Here is a 10,232-nt window from a genome sequence, read left to right as displayed (position 1 = left end):
CCCCCGCCTGCCACCGCCATGACTTTTCCGACATCCGTGCCCCCCGACCCCCTTGCTGGCGCTGCGGGCGTGACGCTGGGGGTGGATCATGAAACCGCCTACCGCTATGACTCGCCGGTGGAATTGGCGCACCACCTGGGGTATTTGCGGCCGTTGAGCGATGCGTGCCAGGTGGTGGAAGACTACGGGCTGACCGTCACGCCCGCGCCGTCCGATTTCAGTGAAACCGTCGACGGGTTCGGCAATACGCGCTGCACCTTCGCGTTGGTCGCGCCGCACGAAGCGTTGACGGTGCGGGCGACCAGCCGTGTCACGGTCACCCCCCGGTTCGACGGCCTTGATCCGGGCGCAGGGCTGCCCTGGGAAGCCGCGGCGCAGCGCCTGCGCTACGACCCCGCCGTGCCGTTCGCGCCCGAGGTCGAGTTCACGTTCCCGTCGACCTATGTGCCGCTGCACGTGGAACTCCGGGAATACGCCTTGCTGTCGTTCACCGCCGGGCGGCCCGTGGCCGAGGCGGCGATCGACCTGATGCACCGCATCCACGCTGATTTCTGCTACCGGCCGGCGCATACGCAGGTGTCCACGCCCGTACTGCAGGCGTTTCAGGAAAGGGTGGGCGTGTGCCAGGACTTCGCGCATGTCATGATCGGCTGTCTGCGCGCGATCGGCCTGCCGGCCCGCTACGTCAGCGGCTACCTGATGTCGCAGCCGCCAGCCGGCCAGTCCCGGCTGATCGGAGCGGACGCCTCCCACGCCTGGGTCTCGGTGCACTGCGCCGGGGTGCCGGCCAATGCGGGCTGGGTGGATCTGGACCCCACCAATGACGTGGTGCCGGGCACGGCGCACGTCATCCTGGCCTATGGGCGGGACTACGGCGACGTCACGCCCCTGCGCGGCGTGATCCGGGGCGGCGGCCACGAACTGAACGTGCGCGTGACGGTTGCGCCTATCGACGAATTTCCCACCGGGACGGATGCATGAGCTATTTCTTCGACGCGATCAACCGCCAGCTGCGCGCCCCGAAACGCCAGCGCGTGCGGCATGCCCGCGCGAAGGCATTCCAATGCGTGTGCGGCCAGCCGATATTCTTTTCCAACACCGAATGCCTGAACTGCCATCGGCAATTGGGCTTCGACCCCAAGCGCGGCCACGTGCTGGCGCTGGACGAAGGCGTTTCGTCCAGCACCCTGCGGGAAGCGGGCAGGGTGCGCGGCAAAACCTACAAGCGTTGCGCCAATTTCACGCTGCCGGCCTTGTGCAATTGGCTGTTGCCGGCGCAATCCGCCGACACGCTGTGCACCGCCTGCAGCTTGAACCGCACGATTCCCGACCTGTCCATACCGGACAACGGCCCCCTGTGGTGCAAGGTCGAAGCCGCCAAGCGCCAGATGATCGCCCAACTGATGACGCTGGGCCTGCCGATCCGCCGTTCGGTGGAACCCGATGACGGCGGCCTGGCTTTTGATTTGCTGGCGCCCGGCGCCGATGGCGCGCCGCTGTTGACGGGGCATGCGCAGGGCCTGATCACCATCAACGTGCTGGAGGCCGACGACGCCTACCGCGTGAAGGTGCGCGAAGACATGCGCGAACCCTACCGGACCTTGCTGGGCCACTTTCGCCACGAGATCGGCCACTACTACTGGGACCAGCTGATTGCGGGCAGTTCGTGGCTGGAACCGTTCCGCCAGGTGTTCGGCGACGAACGGGCCGATTACGCGCAAGCCTTGCAACGCAACTACGAACAGGGCCCGCCTGCGGACTGGGACCTGCATTTCATCAGCACGTATGCGTCCTGCCATCCGTGGGAAGACTGGGCCGAAACCTGGGCGCACTACTTGCACATGATGGATACGCTGGACACGGCCATCAGCTTTGGCGTTACCCGGATGGCGGTCGAGCAGTCCTACGAGCCGTTCACCAGTGCATCGCTCTACGATCCGCAAGATCCCGACGGACAGGCCTTCCTGGATCTGCTCAACGCCTGGGTGGCGCTGACCGGGGTGTTGAACGAGCTGTCGCGCAGCATGGGGCAACGGGATTTCTATCCCTTCGTGCTGCCGACCGAGGTGGTTGGCAAGCTGCAGTTCGTGCATCAGGTGGTGAAGGGGGGCGAACGCCGCCCTGGCCCATTGGCATAATATGCCAATGGGCATCTATACTGGCGGGGTTCTAACCGTAGGGACGGATCATCATGCCGACACGCAATGTCGTCCTCAGTGAGCATCAGCACGATTTCGTGGAAACCCTGGTGCAATCAGGGCGTTACCAGAATGCCAGTGAAGTACTGCGCGAAGGGCTGCGTCTGATTGAGCAACGCGAACGCCTGGAAACGGCCAAACTCGACGCGCTTCGCGACGCATCAGGCAAGGGATGGGCGGACATCGCCGCAGGTCGCTTTACGGATGTTGCCGACGATCAACTTGAAGACTTCATCGGGAAGCTTGGAGCGGAAGCCGCCAGCCGGGCAAAGACCGCGAAGTGACGATGGGCTATCGGCTGTCCAACGTCCCCGGCATTTTCTGATCTATCGGATGGAGACGCGCCTGCTTGTCGTTGGGCGAGTGCTGCATGATGCGATGGAATTGGAGCAACACCTGGATTCCGGGAGCGCGTGGATATAGCCAGGACGGCGTCATCTTAGCCAGGCACCATCCTCATCCCGTCCCGATAAGGCTCCGCCGCCGTCATCTGCGCCAGCGCCTCTCGTAGCATTCCCTGCACGATCTTCACCGCCTGCGTCATGGGGCGGCTGGCGGCGGTGGCGAGCATCAGGCGGGTGGACAGGCCCGGATGCGTGATGCGCCGGGCGATCAGCTGGCCTGCGGCGACCTCCTTGATGACGGCGGGCAGGCCCAGCACGGTATGGGCCAGGCCTTCCGCCACGATCTCTTTCATCAGTTCCAGCGCGTCGATTTCAAACGCCACGGTCAGTGGCATGTCCGCCTGCGTGGCGGCATGCTCCAGCGTGCGGCGCAGGCCGTGGTTGCGCGTGGGCAGCACCAGCGGCAGGTCGCGCAACTGATCGAAGTCGATCGACGTCATGGCGCGCGCGGCGGGCGCCAGGTTCTGCGGCGGCGACACCAGCGCCAGATCCAATTCGGCCAGCGGGTCCACCGCGATGTGCTGCGAGCGGCGCGCGTCGTGCAGCACGGCGATGTCCACGCGGGCATTGGTCAGCCATTCGTGTACATAGCCGCTATATCCGGTGATGATGTTGAGCTGGATGCGCGGGTGCCGCTTCCAGACCTCGGCCACCAGTCGCGTGCCGACCATATGGCTCAGCGTTGGCGTCAGGCCCAGCGTGACCTGGCCCGACGGCGACTTCTGGTCGTTGTGGAATTCGGTGACCACGTGGTCCATTTGCCGCAACAGCGGCCGCAGCCGCTCCAGCAACTTTTCGCCATCCGGCGTCAGCGATACGCCGCGACCATTGCGGTACAGCAGCGCGCAGCCGCATTCGTCCTCGAGCTTCCTGACTTGCCGGCCCAGCGCCGACTGGGCGATGCCCAGCACGGAGGCCGCTTTCGAGAAGCTGCCCTGATCGGCGACGTGGATCAGGTTTTCGATCTTGCGTAGGTCCATCCCGGGTCCGCGGGCGGGGGCGCGCCGCTGTCTCTAGTGTGCGTTTCTTGTATATCTGATTGCCAGAGTATGCCTAGTCGGCCCCGCCTTGCCAATCTAGAATTTCCTGCACTCGATCCAGACTTCCAATCCTGACTCCAGACGCCGCCCATGACCGTATCCGCCGACTCGAACACGTCCTCCCACGCGTTGCTGAAGGTCTTTGCCGCCAATGGCATCGACCGCGTTTTCGTGGTGCCGGGCGAAAGCTATCTGGGGGTGCTGGACGCCCTGTATGACTTTCCGCGGATCGACGTGGTGACGTGCCGCCACGAGAGCGGCGCCGCGTTCATGGCGGGCGCGGATGCGCGGCTGGCCGGGCGGCCGGGCGTGGCGATGGTGTCGCGCGGACCGGGCGCGACCAACGCCTCCATCGGCGTGCACGCCGCGCAGCAGGATGGCGTGCCGATGATCCTGCTGATCGGCCAGGTGCCGAAGAAGGACGTGCGCAAGGAAGCGTTCCAGGAGATCGATTACCAGAAGATGTTCGGGTCGATGGCCAAATGGGTGGTCGAAGTGTCCACGCCGGAAGAACTGGCGGCGGCGGCCTTCAAGGCGATCCGCGTGGCGGTGTCGGGCACGCCGGGGCCGGTGGTGATGGTGGTGCCCGAAGACGTGCAGCAGGCCGCCGTGCCGCAGCCCGCTTGGGTCGCGACGCCGGACAGCCCAGCGCAGCCGGCTCCCGGCACGTTGGAACGCATCCATGGGTTGTTGGCGCAAGCGCGCCGGCCCCTGATCATTGCAGGTGGCGCATTCAATCGGCCCGACGGGCGCGAGGCGCTGCGGCGGCTGGCCGAGCGGCACACGGTTCCCGTGGCGGTGTCGTTCCGGCAACACGATATTTTTCCCAACACGCATGCCCTGTACGCCGGCGACCTGGATTTGGCGACGCCCGCGGCGCAGGTGGCGGCATTTGATTCCAGCGATTTGATCCTGGCGCTGGGCACGCGGCTGGGCGACATCACGACCCAGGGCTACGCCTTCCCGGCACATCCTAAACCGTCGCAGGCGCTGGTCCATTGCTATCCCGACCCCCACATCGTGAACCAGCATTTCGCCGCGGATGTCGGCCTGGTGGCGGACCCGGCGGCCACCGCCCACGCGCTGGCGAACCTGCCGGCGACCGGCCGGGGCCTCGCGCGGGACGACTGGGCGGCGTCGTTGCGGGCCATCCAGCAGCGCACCGCCGCGTGGCCGGAACCCCACGCGGAAGACGGCGTGCCCTTCGTGTCGGTGGTGCGGGCGCTGACGCGACAGGCGCCCAACGACGTGGCGATCTGCCTGGACGCCGGCACCTTCGCCGCGCCCGTGTATCGGCACTTTCCTTTTGTGTATCCGCAGCGGTTGATGGCGTCGCAATCCGGCGCCATGGGCTATGGCACGCCGGCCGCGGTGGCGACGCAACTGCGTCACCCCGACCGCAAGGTGGTGTGCATGGTGGGCGATGGCGGTTTCATGATGACGGGCAACGAGATGGCGGCGGCGGCCGAGCGGGGCCTGCCGATTCTGTTCATCGTGTCGAACAACAATTGCTACGGGTCGATCCGGCTGCATCAGGCGCGCGCGTATCCGGGCCGCTATGTGGGCACGGACCTGTCCAGCCCGGACTTCGCGATGATGGCGCGCGCCTTCGGCATGCAGGCCGAGTATCTGACGCGCGAGGATCAACTGGACGCGGCCATCGCCCGGGGCCTGGCATCCGACCGCCCATACTTTCTGGAAGTGCGGACCAGCCTGGCGGCGATCTTGCCCGCCGGCGTTGGCCATGGCGCGGGGGCGGACCTGCTGCCGCGAGACGAGTAGGCGCGGGCCTGCCGCGTCGCGGCGAACAGGGGCGGGCGGCGGCCCCGGTCACTCCCGGTAGCCGGGGTCCTTGCGGTCCATCAGGCGAAGCATGGCGGGCCATTCCAGTTCGCCGAAGGGACGGCGCGTGGTCGGCTGGTACAGGTGCCAGGTTTTCTCGATGACGTCGGGCGCAGGCAGGCAAAGCTCGCGGTTGGCGCTCAGGGCGTCCACCTGCGCCTTGCAGGCCATCTCCAGCCAGTACAGGGTATTGAACGCCTGGGCGATGGTGGGCCCCGCGGCCAGCAGGCCATGGTTTCGCAGGATCATCGCCTCGGACGCGCCCAGGTCCGCCACCAGCCGCTCGCGTTCGCTGAGGTCGATGGCCACGCTTTCGTAGTCGTGATACGGAATCTTGGCGAAGCGCATGGCGGTCTGGGTCAGCGGCAGCAGGCCGCATTTCAGGGCCGATACCGCCATGCCGGCGCGGGTGTGCGTGTGGATCACGCATCCCACGTCCGGCCGGGCGCCATGCACCGCGCTGTGGATGACATAGCCCGCGGCGTTGATGCCGTAGCCGGTGGACGACGGCGCCAGGATATTGCCGGCCAGATCGATCTTCACCAGGCTGGACGCGGTGATTTCGTCATACATCATGCCGTACGGGTTGATCAGCAGGTGATCGTCCGTGCCGGGAATGCGCGCGGTGATGTGGTTATAGATCAGGTCGCTCATGCCGAAATGCGACACCAATCGGTAGCAGGCGGCCAATTGGACGCGGGTGTCGCGTTCCTGCGGGCTCATGTCGGGGCGGGCTTGCATGGTGGTGTCCTGTTCAGTCATTGGCTTTGACCTTGAATTCGCTGACGATGGCGCCCCAGGCGTCGTATTCGGACTTCATCATGGCGCCGAAGGCGGCGGGCGTGGGCGTGGTGCGCACCTGGGCGCCCAGCTCACCCAGCTTGTCGCGCACCGCGGTGTCGGCCAGCACGGCGTTCATCTCGCGGGCCAGCCGTTCCTGGATGGCGGGCGGGATGCCGGCGGGTGCGATCAGGCCCAGCCAGGCACCCATGTCGAATCCCGGGAAGCCTTGTTCGGCCACGGTCGGCACGTCCGGCAGCATGGCCACGCGTTCCGGCGTGCTGACCGCCAGCGCTTTCAGCCGTCCCGACTTGACCATGGCCAGCGAGGACACCATCGTGTCGAAGGTTGCGGTGGTGCGGCCGCCGACGATGTCGGTCTGGCCCTGGCTGCTGCCCTTGTACGGCACGTGGACCATGGTTGCGCCGGCCTTGGACAACAGCACGGCCGTGACCAGATGGCTGGTCGTGCCCATGCCGGTGGTGGCGTAGGTCAGCTGACCGGGCTTGGCCTTCGCCGCCGCCAGGAAGCCCTTCAAGTCTCGGGCGGGGTTGTCGGGGCTGACGACGAACAGGTACGGCAGCCAGGTGATCAGGCCGATAGGCGCGAAGTCCTTGCGGGCGTCGTAGTTCAGGTTGGGATAGACGTGCGGGTTGATGGCCTGGGGCGCCGAGGCGCCGATCATCAGGGTGTATCCGTCGGGCTTGGCGCGGGCGCCCAGGCCCGCGGCGATCGAGCCACCCGCGCCCGGCTTGTTTTCCACGATGAACTGCTGACCCATGCGCTGGGCCAGCCGCTCGCTCAGCATCCTGGCAACGGTGTCGGTCGCGGTGCCGGGCGGGAAACCGACCAGGATGGTGACCGGTTTGGCGGGATACGGGGCGTCCTGCGCCAGTGCCGCGGCACCGGTGGCCCACAGCGGGGCAGCCATTGCCAGCGCCAACGCGGCGGCTAGCCGGCGGCGCCGGGCAAAGGCAAGGGCGGGGGGATTGCGCATGGTTGTCTCCTGTCATGTTTTTCATGGCGGGAGCGCGCTGGCGCCGGCCCGCATCGGGGCGGGCTCCTCAACCTGCCCCGATGCCGTCCAAGGTGGCACAAGGGGCAGGCGGGTTCAATGCCCCGGGCGGCCAAGCAGATAGCGCGAAACGGCATGGCGCGACCGGCCGGGCGCATTCGGCCCGGGCGAGTCTCGTCCGCCTGCCGGGGCGGGGCAGCCTTAGACCGTCAGGCTGATCCAGGTGGTCTTCAGGTCTGAATACTTGTCCAGGGCATGCAGGGATTTGTCGCGGCCGAAGCCTGACTGCTTGACGCCGCCGAAAGGCACCGTGATGTCGCCGTCGGCGTAGCAGTTGACCCAGACGAGGCCGGCGCGCAGGCGGCGCGACAGCCGGTGCGCGCGCGACAGGTTCGACGTCCACAGGCCGGCGCCCAGTCCATAGACCGAATCGTTGGCCAGGCGGACGGCGTCGTCTTCGGTAGCGAAGCGCTGGGCCGCCAGCACCGGCCCGAAGATCTCTTCGCGGACCAGCGCGGAGTCCTGATTGGCGCAATCGAAGATGGTGGGTTCGATGTAGTAGCCGCCCGTCGCGGTGCGAGCCTGCTTGCCGCCCATGCGCAGGCTGGCGCCATCGGCCTGGCCGGCTGCAATGCGGGCCAGCACGCCTTGCATCTGGCGTTCGTCCACCATCGCGCCCATGGCGGTGGCGGGGTCCAGCGGATCGCCGGGCTGCAGGCTGGCGGCGTAGGCGGCCACCTTGTCCATGAACGCGTCGTAGATGCCGTCCTGCACATACAGGCGCGAGCCCGCGATGCAGACCTCGCCCTGGTTCGAGAAGATGGCCAGGGCCGCGGCCTGCGCGGCGCGGTCCAGGTCGGGGCAGTCGTCGAACACGATGTGGGGCGACTTGCCGCCGCATTCCAGCCACACGCGCTTCAGGTTCGATTCGCCGGAGTACGTCATGAACCGCTTGCCGGTGGCGGTGGATCCGGTGAACGCCACGCAGTCCACGTCCGGGTGCAGGCCCAGCGCCTGGCCGGCCACCGCGCCCAATCCGGGCACGACGCTGAAGACGCCAGCGGGAATGCCGGCTTCCTCGGCCAGCGCCGCCAGCCGGATGGACGACAGCGAGGCCTGTTCGGCCGGCTTCAGGATGACGCTGTTGCCGGCGGCGAGCGCGGGCGCGACCTTCCAGGCGGCCATCATCAGCGGGTAGTTCCACGGCACCACGGCGGCCACCACGCCCAGCGGTTCGCGCGTGATGGTGGCCAGGGCATCGGGGCCGGTCGGCGCGATCTCGTCGTAGATCTTGTCGATGGCTTCGGCGTACCAGGCGTAGCAGCGCGCCGTCTCGGGCACGTCGAATGCCAGCGCGTCGCGGATGGGCTTGCCCATGTCCAGCGTTTCCAGCAGCGCCAGTTCTTCGGTGTGCTGGTTGATCAGGGCGGCCAGGCGCAGCAGGCGTTCCTTGCGCTGACGCGGCGCAAGCGCGCTCCAGACGCCGGCGTCGAAGGCGCGGCGCGCGGCCTGCACGGCGCGGTCGACGTCGGCCTGGCCGCAGGCGGCCACATCGGTCAGTTTGCGGCCGTCAATGGGGCTGGACGCGGTGAACGTCGCGCCATCGGCGGCGTCGCAATAGGCGCCGTCGATGTAGGCCTGGCCATTGAAGCGCAGGGCTTCGGCGCGGGCATGCCAGGTGGTGGAATCGTGGTGGCTCATGCGGGGGCTCCCGTGGGGTTGGCGCGCGCGACCATGGCGTCCAGCAGCACGTTGCAGCCGGCTTCCAGGTCCGAGGGCTTGGCGTCTTCGATTTCGTTGTGGCTCACGCCGTCCTTGCAGGGCACGAAGATCATGGCGGTGGGCGTGACGCTGGCCATGTAGACCGCGTCATGGCCCGCGCCCGTCACGATGTCCATGGCGGCCACGCCACGGCGGACGGCGCCGTCGCGCACTTTGCCGATCAGGTCCGGGTCGAACGGCGTGGGTGGGAAGTACTGCACTTGCTTGACGTCCACCGTCACGCCGTGGCGTTCGGCCACGTCCGTGCAGGCCGCCAGCCAGCGGGCATCCATCTGCGTCAGCGTGGCTTCGTCTTCATGGCGAAGGTCAACCGTGAAGCGCACCTGGCCGGGGATGACGTTACGCGAACCGGGGTGCGCGTGGATCTCGCCGACGGTGCCACGGCCATGGGGCTGGTTGTCGTTGGCGATGCCGATGACCGATTGCAGCAAGAACGTGGCGGCGTATAGCGCGTCACGGCGGATCGGCATGGGCGTCGGGCCCGCGTGCATTTCCATGCCAGTCACGACGACGTCGTACCAGCGCACCCCCAGCGAGCCCGTCACCACGCCGACCACCTTGTCTTCGTGCTCCAGGATCGGGCCTTGTTCGATATGTGCCTCGAAGTAGGCGCCCACCGGTCGGCCGCCGACCGGATCCGGGCCGGCGTAGCCGATGGCGGCCAGCTCGTCGGCCACCGACTTGCCGTCATGGTCGCGGGCGTTCAGCGCGGTTTCCAACGGGAATTTTCCCGCGAATACGCCGGAACCCATCATCACGGGCAGGAAGCGCGAGCCTTCCTCATTGGTCCAGATGGCCACTTCCAGCGGCGCCTCGGTAACGACGCCATGGTCGTTCAGGGTCCGCATGACTTCCAGCCCGGCCAGCACGCCGTAGCAGCCGTCGAACCTGCCGCCGGTGGGCTGGGTGTCGATGTGGCTGCCGGTCATGACGGGCGGCAGGCCGTTGTCGCGGCCGGCGCGGCGCGCGAAGATATTGCCCACCTGGTCCACGCGCAGCGTCATGCCCGCGTCGCGCATCCACCCGGTGACCAGGTCGCGTCCCTGGCCGTCCAGGGCCGTCAGCGCCAGCCGGCAGTTGCCGCCCTTGGGCGTGGCGCCGATTTTGGCCAGGTCCATCAGCGACTGCCACAGCCGCTGCCCGTTGATTGATATCGTGGTCATCGTCATTG

The 10,232-nt window shown here is 67.4% G+C and carries 9 protein-coding genes; 4 read left to right on the top strand and 5 right to left on the bottom strand.

Annotated features, from left to right (window positions below):
• Positions 1 to 18 precede the first annotated feature (18 nt).
• The 3 genes from CQ050_RS28520 to CQ050_RS28510 are packed head-to-tail and all read left to right on the top strand — an operon-like array spanning position 19 to position 2,482.
• Positions 19 to 981, top strand: coding sequence for a transglutaminase family protein (locus tag CQ050_RS28520; RefSeq protein ID WP_105560193.1), 963 nt, complete (start codon positions 19 to 21; stop codon positions 979 to 981).
• Positions 978 to 2,138, top strand: a complete 1,161-nt coding sequence (locus CQ050_RS28515; RefSeq protein ID WP_105560192.1) for a putative zinc-binding metallopeptidase — start codon at positions 978 to 980, stop codon at positions 2,136 to 2,138. Before CQ050_RS28520 ends, CQ050_RS28515 begins: the two co-directional genes overlap by 4 nt.
• Before the next feature lie 53 nt (positions 2,139 to 2,191).
• Entirely contained in the window at positions 2,192 to 2,482 is a 291-nt protein-coding gene (locus CQ050_RS28510; RefSeq protein ID WP_105560191.1) for a type II toxin-antitoxin system ParD family antitoxin, read from the top strand.
• Between the two features lie 155 nt (positions 2,483 to 2,637).
• Here the strand turns inward: CQ050_RS28510 and CQ050_RS28505 are convergent, their stop codons facing one another.
• Positions 2,638 to 3,582, bottom strand: a complete 945-nt coding sequence (locus CQ050_RS28505) for a LysR family transcriptional regulator (RefSeq protein WP_105560190.1) — start codon at positions 3,580 to 3,582, stop codon at positions 2,638 to 2,640.
• A 150-nt stretch (positions 3,583 to 3,732) separates the two neighbouring features.
• On the opposite strand from CQ050_RS28505, the gene CQ050_RS28500 reads away from it, so the two are divergent.
• Positions 3,733 to 5,424: a thiamine pyrophosphate-dependent enzyme gene (locus CQ050_RS28500; protein ID WP_105560189.1), complete on the top strand. Its 1,692-nt coding sequence runs from the start codon at positions 3,733 to 3,735 to the stop codon at positions 5,422 to 5,424.
• 48 nt (positions 5,425 to 5,472) lie between these two features.
• Here CQ050_RS28500 and CQ050_RS28495 read toward each other — a convergent pair whose 3' ends face one another.
• From CQ050_RS28495 to CQ050_RS28480, 4 genes are all read right to left on the bottom strand, one after another.
• On the bottom strand, positions 5,473 to 6,246 hold the full coding sequence (locus CQ050_RS28495; RefSeq protein ID WP_255410204.1) for a class II aldolase/adducin family protein: 774 nt from the start codon (positions 6,244 to 6,246) through the stop codon (positions 5,473 to 5,475).
• A complete protein-coding gene (locus CQ050_RS28490) occupies positions 6,239 to 7,261 on the bottom strand; it encodes a tripartite tricarboxylate transporter substrate binding protein (protein ID WP_105560188.1) in 1,023 nt (340 codons plus the stop codon). Before CQ050_RS28490 ends, CQ050_RS28495 begins: the two co-directional genes overlap by 8 nt.
• Positions 7,262 to 7,480: 219 nt before the next feature.
• Positions 7,481 to 8,980: an aldehyde dehydrogenase gene (locus CQ050_RS28485; RefSeq protein WP_105560187.1), complete on the bottom strand. Its 1,500-nt coding sequence runs from the start codon at positions 8,978 to 8,980 to the stop codon at positions 7,481 to 7,483.
• On the bottom strand, positions 8,977 to 10,230 hold the full coding sequence (locus tag CQ050_RS28480; protein ID WP_105560186.1) for a Zn-dependent hydrolase: 1,254 nt from the start codon (positions 10,228 to 10,230) through the stop codon (positions 8,977 to 8,979). Before CQ050_RS28480 ends, CQ050_RS28485 begins: the two co-directional genes overlap by 4 nt.
• Positions 10,231 to 10,232 lie beyond the last annotated feature (2 nt).

It is taken from the genome of Achromobacter sp. MYb9 (genome assembly GCF_002975275.1).
Classification (GTDB): domain Bacteria; phylum Pseudomonadota; class Gammaproteobacteria; order Burkholderiales; family Burkholderiaceae_B; genus Achromobacter.
Note: the sequence above shows the minus strand (reverse complement) of the source record. Positions and strands in the feature narration are given on the sequence as shown.

Excerpts from the sequence above, each read along its gene's own strand:
- CQ050_RS28515 (WP_105560192.1), top strand. The coding sequence starts at position 978 with ATGAGCTATTTCTTCGACGCGATCAACCGCCAGCTGCGCGCCCCGAAA.
- CQ050_RS28490 (WP_105560188.1), bottom strand. The coding sequence starts at position 7,261 with ATGCGCAATCCCCCCGCCCTTGCCTTTGCCCGGCGCCGCCGGCTAGCC.
- CQ050_RS28495 (WP_255410204.1), bottom strand. The coding sequence starts at position 6,246 with ATGACTGAACAGGACACCACCATGCAAGCCCGCCCCGACATGAGCCCG.
- CQ050_RS28500 (WP_105560189.1), top strand. The coding sequence starts at position 3,733 with ATGACCGTATCCGCCGACTCGAACACGTCCTCCCACGCGTTGCTGAAG.
- CQ050_RS28505 (WP_105560190.1), bottom strand. The coding sequence starts at position 3,582 with ATGGACCTACGCAAGATCGAAAACCTGATCCACGTCGCCGATCAGGGC.
- CQ050_RS28520 (WP_105560193.1), top strand. The coding sequence starts at position 19 with ATGACTTTTCCGACATCCGTGCCCCCCGACCCCCTTGCTGGCGCTGCG.
- CQ050_RS28485 (WP_105560187.1), bottom strand. The coding sequence starts at position 8,980 with ATGAGCCACCACGATTCCACCACCTGGCATGCCCGCGCCGAAGCCCTG.
- CQ050_RS28510 (WP_105560191.1), top strand. The coding sequence starts at position 2,192 with ATGCCGACACGCAATGTCGTCCTCAGTGAGCATCAGCACGATTTCGTG.
- CQ050_RS28480 (WP_105560186.1), bottom strand. The coding sequence starts at position 10,230 with ATGACGATGACCACGATATCAATCAACGGGCAGCGGCTGTGGCAGTCG.